Consider the following 15828-nt stretch of genomic DNA (forward strand, 5'->3'; position numbering starts at 1 on the left):
GCGATGCCGAGGGACAGCGGCGTGACGTCAAGCAGCAGAACGTCCTTCACCTCACCCTTCAACACACCCGACTGCAACGACGCACCAACCGCCACCACCTCATCAGGATTCACACCCTTATGAGGCTCCTTACCATTCAACAACTCACGCACCAGATCCGCCACCGCCGGCATCCGCGTCGAACCACCCACCAAAATCACATGATCGATCCTGGCAAGCTCAATCGACGCATCCTTCAACACCTGCTGAAACGGACGCCGACACCGCTCAAGAAGATCCGCCGTCAACCGCTGAAACTCAGCCCGCGTCAACTTCTCATCCAAATGCAACGGACCCGACTCACCCAACGTGACATACGGCAGATTAATCTGCGTCTCCGAAGCCGACGACAACTCGATCTTCGCCTTCTCCGCAGCCTCCGTCAACCGCTGCTTCGCAATCTTGTCCGCACCCAGATCAATACCCTGCTTGTTCTTGAACTGAGTCACCAACCAATCAACAATCTTGGCATCCCAGTCATCCCCACCAAGATGATTGTCACCACTGGTCGCCTTGACCTCAAAAACACCCTCACCGATCTCCAACAACGACACATCAAACGTGCCACCACCAAGATCGAACACCAGAATCGTCTGGTCATGCTCCTTATCAAGCCCATACGCCAACGCAGCCGCCGTCGGCTCATTGATGATCCGCTGAACATTCAGCCCAGCAATCTCACCAGCCTCCTTCGTCGCCTGCCGCTGCGCATCCGAAAAATAAGCCGGAACCGTAATCACCGCATCAGTAACCGGCTCACCCAAATACGCCTCAGCATCCCGCTTCAACTTCTGCAAAACAAACGCAGAAATCTGCTGCGCCGTAAACGCCTTCCCATCAATCTCCGTCTTCCAACCAGACCCCATATGACGCTTCACCGAACGAATCGTCCGATCAACATTCGTCACAGCCTGACGCTTCGCAACCTCACCAACCAACACCTCCCCATTCTTCGCAAACGCCACCACCGACGGAGTCGTACGCGCCCCCTCCGCATTCGTCACCACCGTCGGCTCCCCACCCTCAAGAACCGCCACCACAGAATTCGTCGTACCAAGATCAATACCAACCGCACGAGCCATAACGCTCCAGCCTCCGATGAGTCGGTCCGGCTCCAGGGGTGGGCGCCGGATTCCTTAGTGGTACGGGGAGGTGAGTCGGCGGGCTGTCCGCCTGCCTCGCTCACCTTGAGCCTAGCGTGCTCAATCCTGCAGACCGCGTCCGCGTTCGTCAACAGATCTGAGCCCAGCGGACTCAACTTCAGGGGATGTCCAGGGTATTCCCTACCCAGTCCCCCGAACCGTCGAACCAGCAGGCCCGACCTTCTACATCAAAGTGGGACATTCTGTCGGACGGCGCCACGGGTAGATCAGGTCAGGCAGGCGCCTCCCCCGCACGGCGTACCTCATGGTGAAGGGCCCTGGTCCCACCCCTCGGGGTGGGACCAGGGCCCTTCACCTGCCGGTCACATGTTCACGTGGCCGGCGCCCAACTGATCCGGGTCCTTGGAGGACGTCGACCTCCCCAGCCGCCGGACCTCAGATCGACCTCGCGGTCCGTCGTACAACCTCAGGCGCAGGTGTAGATCTTGAAGTTGTCGACGAACGCCTCCGACACGGGGTTCTTGGCCGCGTCGGGAGACAGGCCGGTCACGGTGAACCGGAACTGCACCTTCTTGCCCGCCAGGCTCGACAGGTCGTACTTCGCCGGGGCCCAGCCCGTGGAGTGCTTCGTCCACGGTCCGCCGTTCACCGCACCCGCAAGACCGCTGGCGGCCTTCCAGCCCGAGCCGTCGTTGTACTCGAACTTCATGGTCGCGCCCGCGAGCGGCTGGTACAACGTGAACAGCGTCGCGTAGTCGAACCGCAGCTGGCTGCCCGCGGGGATCGACAGCGCATCCGACGTTGCCGTCGCGCTGGGGACGTTCTCCGCCTCCCATGTGACGAGGCCGAGCGCGTCCTTGCCCGTGTTCACGTAGTCGAGCTTGAAGTCGGCGCTGGTGAGCAGGGCACCACCGACGAACTCCCAGTCGCTCGGCTTGGCGTCGAAGCCCTGGGCGTAGGAGGCCTTGACGGTCCCCTTGTCGCAGTACGGCGTCGCAGTCGGCGCGGCGCTCGCCGGGTCCTTGTACATCTCGGTGGCCCGGACGGCCTTGTCGACCTGGACGCAGTCGTCCTCGGTGATGTACGTGCCAGCCTTGCCGACGTTCCTACGGCACGACAGCGGCAGGACGTTGAACAGATCCTTGTAGTCCGCACCAGAGGTGAGGAGGTTCTGTGCGGTCCAGTAGATCTTGAACGTCTTGGCGAGCCCCAGGCCCCGGACGTCGAAGCCGTTGAAGTTGTCGCCCTGTGCGATGAGGTACGCCGCCTTGTTGCCCGGGCCGCTGTTGAAGTGGACGCCACCGTCATCGAGGTAGTCCTCGTCGGCGTACCACAGGTCAGACGTCAGCCGGTCCGGCTGCGGGTTCGCGAGCGAGGAGTCGCCCGGGTCCCGCATGTCGCGGATCTTCCCACCCGGCATGTCATCGCCGATCTGCCACGCGGCGTCCGTGCCCTGCTTGCTCGGGTTGGCCGCCAGGTCGACGACCTCGCCGAAGACGTCGGACATCGACTCGTTGATCGCGCCCGACTGCCACGCGTACCACAGCTTGGACGTGTGGGCCGTCACGCCGTGCGTGAGCTCGTGGGCCGTGACGTCCTGGGTGGTGTAACCCTCGCCGTAGATCATCTGCTTGAGGCCGTCGCTCCAGAACGCGTTCTGGAGCGGGCAGCCCTCCTGGACGTCGGAGGCGCAGACCCGGGTGGTCGCCTTGAGCGCCTTCTCGTCACCGCCGATGAGCGCCGAGACGTCGACGTTGACGTACGACGCGTACCACTTGGCGGTCTCGCCAAGCTTGTCGTAGACAGCGTCGACGTCCGCGATGCCGCTGGCCGCCCCGCCTTCCTGCCGGGAGTACGCGACCGTCTTGCCGTCGCACTTGGCGCCGTCGAGGGTCTTGGCGTCCTGGTTGTTCAGGTCGCAGACCTTCCGGCTGAGCGCCTTGTGGTTGTTGGACGCGGTCAGCGCGACGGTGTTGAGGCCACGGTCGACCAGGACGTCGTAGTCGACCATGTAGTCGCTGGTCCGCACGGTGAACCAGTAGACCTCGCGGCTGGTGGCCGGCCCGGGAGCGCCCAGCAGGCTCGGGTTGTAGATGGCCCGACCCTTGCTGGTGACCTTGAGCCGGTGCGCGGCGACCTTCGCGTCCTTCGCGATGTAGTCGCGCGCCGTCCGCTGCGCCCTCGCCTCGCCGATCAGGCTCGCCGGGACGTCGACGACACCCTGAACGGTCTTGCCCACGATCGCCTCGAGATCGCCGGCGCGGTTCAGCGCGACGGCGAGCTCGCCTGCGATCACCGGCAGGCCGTTCTTGTACTGCTGGACCTTCACGATGCTGCCGTCGCCGAGATCCGACGAGCCGATCGACTTGAGCTCCTTCGCGCTCACGCCGAAGTCCGGCGCGAACCGGTCGAGGTGCGCCTCGGCCGCCTTCACCGGCTGCTTGCTCGCGCCTTTGGGGCGCGCAATCGGCTTGTCCTTGGCCTCGACGGCGCCGACCGACCCGTTACTGCCACGCAGAAGCGTGACCGAGTTGTCCCCGCTCTTGAGCGGGAAGCTCGGGCCGGTCGTGACGCCGGCGTACGACGGTGCGGCGAGCGCGACGAGCGCGCTCCCGCTGACCACCGTCGCCAGGGCGGCCAGGCTGCCGACTGTACGTCGGTACTTCACACTAACCCCCGATCTGGGTGATAGAGCACAATCATGCCGATGTGTAGCCTAATCACCTCGAAATCGGACATACACGACAGGGCCCCGACGTCGCCGAAGCGACCTCGGGGCCCTGTGCTTGTGCGGAGGGGTGGCCTCAGACGGTCAGTCGTTCAGCCAGGTCCCTGATCATCCGCAGCTGTAGATCTTGAAGTTGTCGACGGTGAGGAGCGACACCGGGTTGTTGGCGTCGCCAGAGACACCGGCCATCCGGATGCGGAACTGGACGTTCTGTCCCGAAAGGGTGGCCAGGTTGAACTTCGCCGAAGACCAACCGTTGGAGTGCTTTGTCCACGGGCCGCCGTTGACGGAAGACGGCAGGGTGCCCGCCGACCGCCAGGTCGAACCGTTGGTGGAGTACTCGACGACCGCGCTCGCACCGGCCAGCGGCTGGTAGAGCGTGAACAGCGTGGCGTAGTCGATCCGGAGGAAGCTGGCCGCCGGAACCTTCACCGCCTTGGAGGTCGCCGAGGCGGCGTTGACCCGACCGGTCTCGGTGAAGAGGCCGAGCGCGTCCTTACCAGAGTTGACGTAGTCGAACTCGAAGTTGGCAACCGTCAGACCCGCGCCACCGGCAAGGGTCCAGTCGGACGGCTTGGCGTCGAAGCCCTGGGAGTACGAGGCCTTGACGTTGCCGACGTTGCAGTACGGCGTCGCGACGGGGGCACCAGCCGGAGCGTCCTTGTAGAGCTCGGTCGCCCGGACGGCCTTGTCGACCTGCGCGCAGTCGTCCGCGTTGATGAAGGTGCCGGCCCGGCCGACGTTCTTCTTGCACGCGAGCGGCAGAGCGTTGAACATGTCCTTCGCGTCCGACCCGGAGGTCAGGAGGTTCTGGACGGTCCAGTAGATCTTGAACGTCTTGGCCAGACCAAGGCCGCGGACGTTGTAACCGTTGAAGTTGCCACCCTGGGCAACGAGGTAGGCGGTCTTGTTGAAGACACCGCTGTTGCTGTGGACACCGCCAGCGTCCTGGAACTCCGGGTCAGCGTTCCAGTTGCGCGACGTCATCTTGTCGGGGTCACCGAAAGCCGTCGGGTCCTTCATGCTGCGGATCGCGCCGCCCTGCATGTCGTCGCCGATCAGCCACGCCGCGTTGGTGTTCTGCTTCTGCGGGTTGGCCGCGAGGTCGACCAGCTCACCGAACACGTCGGACTGCGACTCGTTGAGAGCGCCCGACTGGTAGGCGTAGTAGAGCTTCGACGTGTGAGCCGTCACGCCGTGCGTCAACTCGTGCGAGGTGACGTCCTGCGTCGTGAAGCCCTGGCCGTAGACCATCTGCTTGAGGCCGTCACTCCAGAACGCGTTCTGGAGCGGGCAGCCCTGCTGCACCTGGGTCGCGCAGACCCGGGTCGTCGCCTTCAGCGACTTGTCAGAACCGCCGACGAGCGCCGACACGTCGAGGTTGACGTACGACGCGTACCACTTGGCGGTCTCGCCGAGCTTGTCGTAGACGGCGTCCACGTCGGCGATCCTGGAAGCCGGCTGGCCCTCGGTGCGCTTGTAGGCGACGGTGCTGCCGTCACACTGCACGCCCTCGAAGGTGCCGACGTCCTTGTTGTTGAGGTCACAGACCTTGCGGTTGAGACCCTCGTGGTTGTTGGACACCGCGAACGCCACAGAGCGGAAGCCCGGGTCGACGAAGACCGTGTAGTCGACCATGTGGTCGGCGGTCGACACGTTGAACTTGAAGGTCTCGCGGTTGACCGGAGCTCCCGGCGCACCGAGCAGCGACGGGTTGTAGATCCAGCGTCCCTCGCTCTCGACCCGGAGGCCGGCAGCGGAGATCTTGGCCTTGGAGGCGACGTACCTGCGCGCGATGAGCTGCGACTTCAGCTCGCTGAGCAGGCTCTTAGGAGACTCCACCGCGCCCTTGGCCGTCTTGCCGAGCAGTGCCTCGAGGCCGCCATTGCTGTCGAGGGAGGCCACGACCTCACCGGCGACAACCGGCACGCCGTTGATGTACTGCTGCAACTTGACCGTGTTGCCGCCGGCCACCTTCGCCGACGTCACCGGCTTGAGGGTGTCAGCCGAGACGCCGAGCTTGCTGGCGAAGCGTCGAACGTGCGACTTCGCCGCGTCCTCGGGCGAGCCGCCCGTGCCCTTCGGCAGGGCGATCGATCCGCCCTTGGCCTCGACGCCGCTGGTGGAGCCGTCGGACCCCTTCAGCACCTTGACCGAGCTGTCGGAGGCCGTCTTACCCGGGAAGCCCGGGCCGGTCGTCGAGCCGGCATAGGACGGTGCGGCCAGCGCAACCAGTGCGCTGCCGCTGACAACCGTCGCCAGGGCGGCTAAGCCGCCGACTGTGCGTCGGTATTTCACAAGAAACCCCCATCGTCAGAAATTGGACTGATTATGCCCGCGCGAGCTTAGTGGCTGATACAAGACGTTGCCTACCCAAGGAGGCGCAAAGTGAGCGAGGTATGACGAAGACCCCTTAAACGGATAGTTGCGACTCGGTCACTCACCGCATTAATTCCGCATTCCGGCACAAAAACTAACAAACGAAAGCGTCAAAGGGCCCTGGTTCCGTTCGATCGAACGGAACCAGGGCCCTTGACTAAGGCGCCGAGAATCTCAGCTGCAGGTGTAGATCTTGAAGTTGTCGACCCACCATGCGGACTCGTCGGTCGCGACCGAGGAGTGGAAGCGGAACTTCACCGACTTGCCCGACAGGCTGGACAGGCTGTAGCGGGTTCCGCCGAAGCCGTTCGACACACCGGCGAAGCTCTTCGCTCCGTTCAACGTGTCGACCGGCGTGGTCTCACCGTTGACGTTCGGCAGACCAGCCGCGGGCTTCCAGGTCGCGCCGTTGTCGGTGGTGTATTCCAGCGCCGCACCGTCACCGTCGGCGAGCAGGTAGGCGTGGTCGTACCGGACGAACGAACCGGCCGGAATCTTGACCGCCTTCTTCTGTGTCAGCGAGATGTCGTCACCGGGAACGGTCCACGCCACGGCAGATTCCTCACCGACCGTCGCGTAGCGGTAGAAGAAGGTCTCGCTGGCCAGCATCCAGTCGCCCTCGAAGGTCCAGTTCGCCTTGTTCTCGAAACCTTCGGTGTAGGACGGAACGACCTTCTTGCCGGCGGCGCAGTAGTTGACGTTCTTGGCGAAGCCGACCTTCGGGTCCTTGTACATCTCAGTGGCCCGGACAAGCTTGTCGACCTGCTGGCAGTCGTCCTCGGTGACGAACGTCCCGGCCCGGCCGATGTTCTTACGGCAGGACAGCGGCAGGGTGTAGAAGACGTCCTTGTAGTCGGCACCGGGCGCCAGGAGGTTCTGGAGCGTCCACATGATCTTCGACCCCTTCGCCGGGCCGAGGCCGCGGATCTGGTAGCCGTTGAAGGTGCCGCCGTCGACCAGCAGGAAGCCGGCCTTGTTGAAGACGCCGCTGTTGTAGTGAACGCCGCCGTTGTCCTCGAACGCCGCGTCGTCGAACCACTTCGCCGAGGTCATCCGGTCGGGCTGGTCGTAGGCGCCGGGGTTCTTCATGTCGCGGATCACGCCGAGCGACGAGCCCTCGCCGATCTTCCAACGGTTGGCCGGAGTGTCGTCCGCGCTGCCGTTGGTGATGTCGACGATCTCACCGAAGAAGTCGGAGAGACCCTCGTTGATGGCACCGGACTGGAAGAGGTACGCCAGACCTGAGGTGCGCTCGGTCACGCCGTGCGTGAGCTCGTGCGCGGCCACGTCGTCCGTGGTCACGCCCTGACCGAACACCATCTGCACGCCGTCCCAGAAGGCGTTGGGGTAGGGGCAGGCGTCCTGGGTGCAGACCCGGACGGTGCCGCGCAGCGCCTTGCCCTTGCCGTCGCCCAGGTCAGCGCCGATCAGCGCCGTCAGGTCGACGTTGAGGTAGCTGGCGAAGCGGACCGAGGTGTCGCGGAAGTAGTCGTAGACGTCGTTGACGTCCTTGACGCCGCTCGGGCCCTGCCCCTCGGTGCGCGCGTAAGCCACGGCCTGGCCGTCGCAGGAGTAGTCCTGGACCACCTGGGACTTCGCGTCACAGACCACGCGGTTGAGGGCGTGCGGGTTGGTGGAGTAGGCAAGCTCCACCTTTCCGGTCGACGCGTTGACCAGGACTTGGTACTGGATCGCGCGGTCAGCGTTGCGAACCTTGAAGCTGAGGGTCGGTGCGACGCCATCAGCACCGGGCACACCCAGCACCTTGCCGTCGTACCAGTTCTTGCCCTGCGACTCGACCTTCAGGCCCGCGGTCGATCCGAGCTTCTCGCGGACGGCCACGACCTTCTTGGCGACGGCCGCGAACTTGGACTGTTGGAAGCTACCGACAGTGGGGAACGACCGGGCTGGCTTGCCACCCGTCTCACCGACGATGAACTCGAGGTTGTTGCTGTCGTCAAGGGAGACGACCAACTGTCCGGCGAACACGGGAACGCCGGCGTAGGTGCGGTCGAACCGCACCGCGGCGCCAGTGTCGAGCTTCGTGGTGCTGTTGACCTTCAGCTCTGTGGCCGCCACACCGAAGGCGCCGGCGTACTTGGTCAGGTGTGCCTTGGCGGCCGTTTCGGGCTTCGCCCTGGCGGGAACGCCCTGCGGGCGCGCGATGGTGCCGCCCTTGGACTCGAGAACTCGGACTGTGCCGTCATTTCCACGCTGCTGGACAACGGCATCAGGGTTCTTACCGAACGCGGGACTCGTCGTCGAGCCCGCGTTGGCCGGTGCGGCCATCGCCACCAGAGCCGAACCGCTGACAGCGGTGGCAAGGGCTGCGAGGCCGCCGACCAGGCGACGCGATCTCACGTGTGACCCCCCGGGGGTGTCGTCTGGAAGGAGAAAACAGAACCGGAGCCTAGAGCAAATCGCAGGGGCGCTTCAGCCAGCCTGGGGAAAACTCTGCGCAGTTGACACCTAGTTGCCCGAGAGTGATCGTTTCCTCACAGAACGTCTGTGAACTTATCGCCCTAAACCGGGGCATCCTGCACGGCATTTGATCACGGCGCAGCGACACGCCCGGGGATACGATCACGCCCGACCGCTTCCGGCGTGTCGGGTGAACCGGTAGTCCGGCAGTCATCCGAACTGACGCAGGTGCCCCGCGCAGGGTTCCGCCACCAGGCCACGAAAACAGGCCCTCACAGCGTCTGAATGCTCGAGGTGAGCAGCGCCCCCACGTCTCCCAACCGGAGATGGTGGCCGTTCGACGCCACGGGACACCCGCTCGCGACCACGCTGACAACGTCGGCGGCCGTGCCGGCGAACACCGCCATGTCGACCGCCCGGCCGAGGTCCGCTCCGGCCGTTCGTACAGAGTCCAGCCGCACACTCACCAGATCGGCCCATCCGCCCGGCGCGATCAGCCCCGCGTCGGCAAACCCCAGCGCACGGTGGCCCGACTCCGACATCGCGGTCAGGAGTTCTGGCGCCGACCAGTGCCCGCGTTCCTCCGTGTGCAGGCGTTCGTCGAGTTCGAGGGCGCGTGCCTCCTCGAAGAGGTCGATGACCGCGTGACTGTCGCTGCCGAGAACGAGCGGGCTGCCCGCCCGGCTCAGTGAGGACGCAGGACCGATGCCGTCGGCGAGATCGCGTTCGGTCGTGGGACACAGGCACACGGTCGTTTCCGTCCCGGCCAGGAGGCCGACACCGCCCTCGTCCAGGTGGGTGGCGTGTACAGCAGTGGTCCGCGGGCCGAGTACGCCGTGCTCGAAGAGAAGCGCGGTCGGGCTGACGCCGTACGCCGCTTCGCAGTCGGCGTTCTCGCGGCGCTGCTCCGACAGGTGGACATGCAGTGGCGCGTGTGACGCATGGCCCCAGGAGACGACCGTCGCGAGTTCGTGCGGTGGTACGGCGCGCACGGAGTGGACGGCGGCTCCCACCACCACGTCGTGGTCCTTCGCGTGGGCGCCCCGCAGCTGGTCGGCGCGGGTGGCCCACTTCTCGGCATCACCATCGCCGAAGCGCATCTGCGCTCCTGACAGCGGGGCGCCGATGCCGCCGGTGAGGTAACAGGTGTCGAGCACCGTGATCCGGAGACCAGCCTCGCGGGCGGCGGCGACCAGGACCTCCGCCATCACGTTGGGTTCGTCGTACGGCGTGCCGTCCGGGCCGTGGTGGAGGTAGTGGAACTCGCCCACGCAGGTGATGCCGGCCAGCACCATCTCGCCGTACACCGCGCGCGCCAACTGGTGATAGGTGTCGGGGTCGAGCCGACGCGCGACGTCGTACATCCGCTCGCGCCAGGTCCAGAAGCTGCCTCGCCCGGCTCCGGTTGCTGTCGGCACCCCGTGCGTGCGGCCGCGCAGCGCGCGATGGAACGCGTGGGAATGCACGTTCGCCAGCCCCGGGAGGGTGAGTCCGGGTAGCCGGGTCGCTCGCGGCGGAGGTGTGGCAGCACGCTCGACCGCGGTGATGTGGGTGTCGTCGACGTGGACCAGCACTCCTGACGCGACCTCGCCCGGGGGGACCCACGCGAGCTCGCACCAGTACGCCGTCGCGCCGGTGGTCGTCATCGTGCGAGCAACTCCTCGAGCGCGCTCGCCAGAACCTCGACTCCCGCGTGGCAGTCGGCGGGCTCGGCGTACTCCTCGGGAGAGTGGGAGACACCGGTCGGGTTCCGCACGAAGAGCATCGCGACGGGTACGCCGGCCTCGGCGAGGATTCCGGCGTCGTGACCGGCCTGGGTCGGGAGCACCGGAAGCTCGCGGCTGGTCGGGCCCACTCGCGCCAGGCTGCGCCGCAGCTCGGCGTCGAACGCCACCATGGGCGTGACGGACTCCTGCCGGACGTCAACGACGGTGCCGTCCCGACCGGCGCGGTCGCGGGCCTGGCGGCCGATGTCGGCCAGTAACTGGTCGAGGGCGCCCTGGTCGGGTGCGCGAGCATCGAGCCAGGCCGTGATGCGCGACGGCACGGCGTTGGTGGCGCTCGGCTCCACCTCGATCCGCCCGAACGTCGCGCGGGTGCCGGTCAGCCGGGCACGCTTGTTGGCGGCGAGGGCGGTCATGGCGTACGTCAGCATCGGGTCACGCCGGTCCTCCATCCGCGTGGTGCCGGCATGGTTGGCTTCGCCGGCGAACTCGAACCGCCAGCGCCCATGCGGCCAGATCCCCTCGGCCAGCGCGACGGGGGCGTCGAGGTCGACCAGGCCCCGGCCCTGCTCGACGTGGAGTTCGACGAAGACGCCAATCTTTTCGAGGGTCTGGTCGTCCCGGCCGATCCTCGTCGGGTCGTGGCCGGCGCGTTCCATCGCTTCGGCGTACGAAATTCCGTCGGCGTCCACGAGTGCGCGGGCCAGGTCGGGTTTGAGTGAACCAGTGAGCAGCCTCGATCCGGCGCACGCGACTCCGAACCGCGCGCCTTCCTCGTCGGCGAAGGCCACGATGCCCAGCGGCCTCGCCGGTTGGACGCCGCGTTCTCGCAGGAGGTCGAGAGCCGCGAAGGCCGAGACGACACCGAGCGGGCCGTCGTACGCCCCTCCAGCTGGAACCGAGTCCAGGTGGGAACCGGTGACGGCCCCCGGCGACTCGTCCGCGCCATCGGGATCGCCCCACCAGGCCCAGAGGTTGCCGTTCTGGTCCGTCCTGGCGTCAAGGTCGCGTTGCGCCGCCTCGGCAAGGAACCATTGACGGCATTCCTGCTCCGCGGCGTTCCACACGAACCTGCGATAACCACCGGTACGCGGATCACGTCCGATGGGCAGCAGCGTGGTCCACATCGAGTCGAAGTTCACGGTCCCTCACGCATGGGTACACGGACGCCGCGGCTGGCGGCCACCTGTTCAGCCCTGTCGTAGCCGGCATCCACGTGCCGGATCACGCCCATCGCCGGGTCATTGGTGAGCACGCGTTCGAGCTTCTGCGCGGCGAGTGGCGTGCCGTCCGCCACCGTCACCTGGCCCGCGTGGATCGAACGCCCGATGCCAACACCACCGCCGTGGTGGATCGACACCCACGAGGCGCCGGAGGCGACATTGACCATCGCGTTGAGCAGCGGCCAGTCGGCGATCGCGTCGGAACCGTCGAGCATCGCCTCGGTCTCGCGGTACGGCGAGGCCACCGAACCGCAGTCGAGGTGGTCGCGACCGATCACGATCGGCGCCTTCAACTCACCCGACGCGACCATCTCGTTGAAGCGCAAGCCGGCCTTGTCACGTTCGCCGTACCCCAGCCAGCAGATCCGCGCGGGGAGCCCCTGGAAGTGCACCCGCTCACCGGCGAGCCGGATCCAGCGGGCCAGCGAGGCGTTCTCGGGGAACAAGTCGAGCACAGCCCGATCGGTCTTCGCGATGTCCTCGGGGTCACCGGAGAGCGCCACCCAGCGAAACGGCCCCTTGCCTTCGCAGAACAGCGGCCGGATGTACGCCGGCACGAAGCCGGGGAAGTCGAACGCCCGCGTCAACCCGCCCTTGCGCGCCTCGTCGCGGATGGAGTTGCCGTAGTCGAAGACCTCGGCTCCCGCGTCGAGGAACCCGACCATCGCCTCGACGTGGCGGGCCATCGACTCGCGAGCACGTTCGGTCAACCCGGCAGGGTCCTTGGCACGGACCGCGGCCCAGTCCTCGAAGGCCACGCCGACCGGAAGATACATCAACGGGTCGTGGGCCGAGGTCTGGTCGGTGACGACATCGACCGGCGCGCCCCGCCGCAGGAGTTCGGGAACAACCTCGGCCGCGTTGCCGAGAACCCCAATGGACAAAGGGTTTCGTGATCGGGTCGCCTCCTCGGCAAGCCTCAGCGCATGGTCAACGGAGTCCGCGCGAACGTCGAGGTAACGGTGCTGGAGGCGCCGTTGGATCCGGGACTCGTCGCACTCGACGCAGATGACGACGCCGCCGTTCATCGTCACCGCCAAGGGCTGCGCGCCGCCCATCCCACCAAGGCCGGCGGTGAGCGTGAGGGTCCCGGCGAGCGAGCCGTCCCCCGCCTGGCCGGAGCGTTTCGCCGCGAGAGACGCCGCCACCGCCGCGAACGTTTCGTACGTTCCCTGCAGGATTCCCTGCGTACCAATGTAGATCCACGACCCGGCGGTCATCTGGCCGTACATCGTCAGGCCCAGCGCCTCGAGCCGCCGGAACTCATCCCAGGTCGCCCAATCGCCGACCAGGTTGGAGTTGGCGAGAATGACCCGCGGCGCCCATTCATGCGTACGCAGGACACCGACCGGCCTGCCCGACTGCACCAGCATGGTCTCGTCGTCGGCGAGCCACTCCAGGGTGCGGGCAAGTGCGTCGAAGCTGGCCCAGTCGCGGGCCGCCTTGCCGCTGCCGCCGTAGACGATGAGTTCTTCGGGATGCTCCGCGACCTCGGGGTCGAGGTTGTTCTGCAGCATGCGCAGGGCCGCCTCCTGAGGCCAACCTCGCGCGTGCAAGGTGGTGCCCGTCGGAGCGGTCACAGTGCGCGGCACGCTCTCGTGCGTGTCATGGTGCTGCACCTCAGGGTGATGCGTGTCGTCGCTCATGCGCGTCCTCGCTTCGCTCACTCATGCGCGTCCCTCCTGGGCTTGGTCATGCCATGGGCCGGTAACAGCCTCAGTGGCGGCGACCGCGGCACCACTGTGCACGAACTCCACCGCGGCCTCGATCTCCTTGTACAGCGGGCGATCCGGCCCCGGGCCAGGCACCTGCCGCCGCAGCGCCGCCACGACCGCGGCCGTCGCTGGCGCGGCCGGCACGGGTGCCCGCAGGTCGAGACCGCGCGCCGCGGTGAGGAGTTCGATCGCGATCACTCTTGTCATGCCGTCGAGGGAGCGGCGCAACTTGCGGGCTGCCGACCATCCCATCGAGACATGATCCTCCTGCATCGCCGAGGATGGGATCGAGTCCACACTCGCCGGCACGGCAAGTCGCTTCAGTTCGCTCACGATGCCCGCCTGGGTGTACTGCGCGATCATGTGGCCGGAGTCGACGCCCGGGTCGTCGGCAAGGAACGCCGGCAAGCCGTGGTTGCGCGCCACGTCGAGGAACCGATCGGTCCGGCGTTCGGACATGCTCGCCACATCCGCCACCGCGATCGCAAGGAAATCGAGAACGTACGCCAGCGGCGCGCCGTGGAAGTTGCCGTTCGACTCCACCCGGCCGTCGGGAAGCACCACGGGGTTGTCGATCGCGGCGTCAAGCTCACGTTGCGCGACGGCACGCGCGTGCGCGAGGGTGTCGCGCGCCGCGCCGTTCACCTGCGGTGCACAGCGCAGCGAGTACGCGTCCTGCACGCGGGTGTCCTCCGGCCCGGCGTGGCTGGCGACGATGCCAGAACCCGCGAGCATCCTCCTCAGGTGCGCGGCCGAGATCGCCTGGCCAGGATGCGGGCGTAGTGCCTGAAGGTCGGCCGCGAACACCCGGTCGGTGCCGAGCAACGCCTCGACACTCATCGCCGCGGTGACGTCCACGGTGTTGAGAAGGCGTTCGAGATCATGGCAGGCCAACAAGAGCATGCCCAGCATGCCGTCGGTGCCGTTGATGAGGGCCAGACCCTCTTTGTCCGTCAACTCGATCGGGGCGATGCCCGCGGACTGCATGGCGTCGGATGCGTTCTGGAGTTCGCCGGTCGCGGCGCGGACTTCACCCTCGCCGGTCAACGCGAGCGCGACGTGCGCGAGTGGGGCAAGATCACCGGAGCACCCCAGACTGCCGTACTCCGGGACGATCGGCGTGATCCCGGCATTGAGCAGCGCCTGGAGGGTTTGGGCGGTCTCCGGGCGTACGCCGGTCCGGCCGGTGGCCAGGGTCCGCAGCCGCAGCAGCATGAGGGCACGGACCACCTCACGCTCCACCTCCGGACCCGAACCCGCGGCGTGCGAGCGGATCAGGCTGCGTTGAAGCTGGGCGCGAAGCTCGGGCGGGATGTGGCGAGTCGCGAGCGCGCCGAACCCGGTCGAGATGCCGTACGCCGGGCGCGCGGAGGCGGCCAACTTCTCGACTGCGGCGCGGCCGGTGGCCAGTGCGGTCAGGGCGTCTGGGGTGAGGTCGACCCGCGCGCCGTGACGGGCGACCGAGACGACGGCCGCTTCGGTCAGCGGGCCTGGGTGGAGGGGGACGAGAGCGACCATGCCGTTATTCCACCTTCCCGAGAGCCGGGACACCAGTGCCGGGTGGCAGGTTCGCGGGGTGGATCTGCGGCGAGGATCAGCGGCGGGGCGAGCAGACCGCCTGGGTGGGGCCGCAGGGCGACAGGGTGGCGCGGCTGGGGGACGGGCGGGGCCGTCGGCGACGGCCGAAGCCACTTGGGACGGGTGCTGCGGCTGGACGGGTGGGGCTGGTGGGGCGGCTGGGCGACATCGTGAAGACTCCGCCGTGCGGACGACCCCCATTGGTTCTCACGCTCCTGGAGCCCGGACACTGACACGTGGGCGGCCCGCCGGATACCCTGGAAGCTCCTTATAAATAAGGCACTTTGCTCCTGCCTGCGGTTGCGAACCATGATCGTCATCGACTAAACTCGAACACATGAGCGACGGCGACGGTGTGCGGATCTCACCGCTCCCGCCCGGGTTTGCTGAGATGCTTCCCGGTCCGGAGTTGGTGGCCGCGCTCGCTGGCGTCGATCGGGACGCCTGTAACGGGTTTGAGGTGGGGGAGCTGGTCCGCGCGGGCCGCAAGGTTGCCCGTTGGGCTGAGGCGTTGAGCCTTGGCGACACACAGGCCTTGGCGCACTGCCCACCGTGCTTCCGTGACGATGAGGCGGAACGCTCGTCTCGGCCGGAACCGCGAGCGGCTGAACTGCTGGCGCCGATGGTGGGGTGGACCAACTACCGCGCCGACCAGTTCATGCTCATCGCCCTCGCCCTGACCGATCTGCCGAACACCCGGCAGGCGCTCGAACGCGGTGAGTTGGAGTTTTCTGAGGTTCGAACGATCGTCGACCGGCTCAGCCTCCTCCCCCCGGCTGACCGCACCTTGGTGGATGCGGCGATCTTCCCTGAGGTGTTGAAACTGCGGGGCGGGCTGCTACGGCTCTACATCGAAGCCGAAATCATCAAGATCAACCCCGACGCAGCCAAAGAACGCCACAAGAAGGCCCGCGAAGA

At 66.7% G+C, this 15828-nt stretch carries 8 protein-coding genes and 1 pseudogene; 1 reads left to right on the plus strand and 8 read right to left on the minus strand.

Annotated features, from left to right (window positions below; genetic code table 11):
- The 8 genes from B141_RS0137640 to hutH form a co-directional block, all read right to left on the minus strand.
- Positions 1-1121, minus strand: a 1121-nt coding sequence (locus B141_RS0137640) for an Hsp70 family protein (protein WP_026256936.1), incomplete at its 3' end; no start/stop codon positions are given.
- Positions 1122-1608: 487 nt separating this feature from the next.
- Positions 1609-3810 carry a M4 family metallopeptidase gene (locus B141_RS46680; protein ID WP_020580335.1) on the minus strand — a complete coding sequence of 734 codons (2202 nt, stop codon included), beginning with the start codon at positions 3808-3810 and terminating at the stop codon, positions 1609-1611.
- Between the two features lie 168 nt (positions 3811-3978).
- Positions 3979-6168 (minus strand): M4 family metallopeptidase, encoded by a 2190-nt coding sequence (locus B141_RS0137650; RefSeq protein ID WP_020580336.1) that lies wholly within the window; start codon positions 6166-6168, stop codon positions 3979-3981.
- Positions 6169-6423: 255 nt separating this feature from the next.
- Positions 6424-8610, minus strand: a complete 2187-nt coding sequence (locus tag B141_RS45020; RefSeq protein WP_020580337.1) for a M4 family metallopeptidase — start codon at positions 8608-8610, stop codon at positions 6424-6426.
- Between the two features lie 332 nt (positions 8611-8942).
- Positions 8943-10316 (minus strand): formimidoylglutamate deiminase, encoded by a 1374-nt coding sequence (locus B141_RS0137660; RefSeq protein ID WP_020580338.1) that lies wholly within the window; start codon positions 10314-10316, stop codon positions 8943-8945.
- The gene (locus tag B141_RS0137665; protein ID WP_020580339.1) at positions 10313-11536 is read right to left on the minus strand and encodes an allantoate amidohydrolase; all 1224 of its coding nucleotides are present in this window, start codon (positions 11534-11536) and stop codon (positions 10313-10315) included. Before B141_RS0137665 ends, B141_RS0137660 begins: the two co-directional genes overlap by 4 nt.
- Positions 11533-13263, minus strand: coding sequence for a urocanate hydratase (gene hutU / locus B141_RS0137670; protein ID WP_020580340.1), 1731 nt, complete (start codon positions 13261-13263; stop codon positions 11533-11535). Before hutU ends, B141_RS0137665 begins: the two co-directional genes overlap by 4 nt.
- A gap of 21 nt (positions 13264-13284) precedes the next feature.
- Complete coding sequence (hutH, locus tag B141_RS0137675) at positions 13285-14850, minus strand: histidine ammonia-lyase (RefSeq protein WP_020580341.1); 1566 nt, start codon at positions 14848-14850, stop codon at positions 13285-13287.
- A 397-nt stretch (positions 14851-15247) separates the two neighbouring features.
- Between hutH and B141_RS0137680 the strand changes: the two are divergent.
- Positions 15248-15828, plus strand: a pseudogene (locus B141_RS0137680) (DUF222 domain-containing protein); the annotation flags it as partial.

The sequence above is a fragment of the Actinopolymorpha alba DSM 45243 genome, assembly GCF_000373925.1.
Taxonomy (GTDB): domain Bacteria; phylum Actinomycetota; class Actinomycetes; order Propionibacteriales; family Actinopolymorphaceae; genus Actinopolymorpha; species Actinopolymorpha alba.

Bases quoted from the DNA above. Each gene is read 5' to 3' on its own strand.
- hutH (WP_020580341.1), bottom strand. From the start codon at position 14,850: ATGGTCGCTCTCGTCCCCCTCCACCCAGGCCCGCTGACCGAAGCGGCC.
- B141_RS0137660 (WP_020580338.1), bottom strand. From the start codon at position 10,316: ATGACGACCACCGGCGCGACGGCGTACTGGTGCGAGCTCGCGTGGGTC.
- hutU (WP_020580340.1), bottom strand. From the start codon at position 13,263: ATGAGCGACGACACGCATCACCCTGAGGTGCAGCACCATGACACGCAC.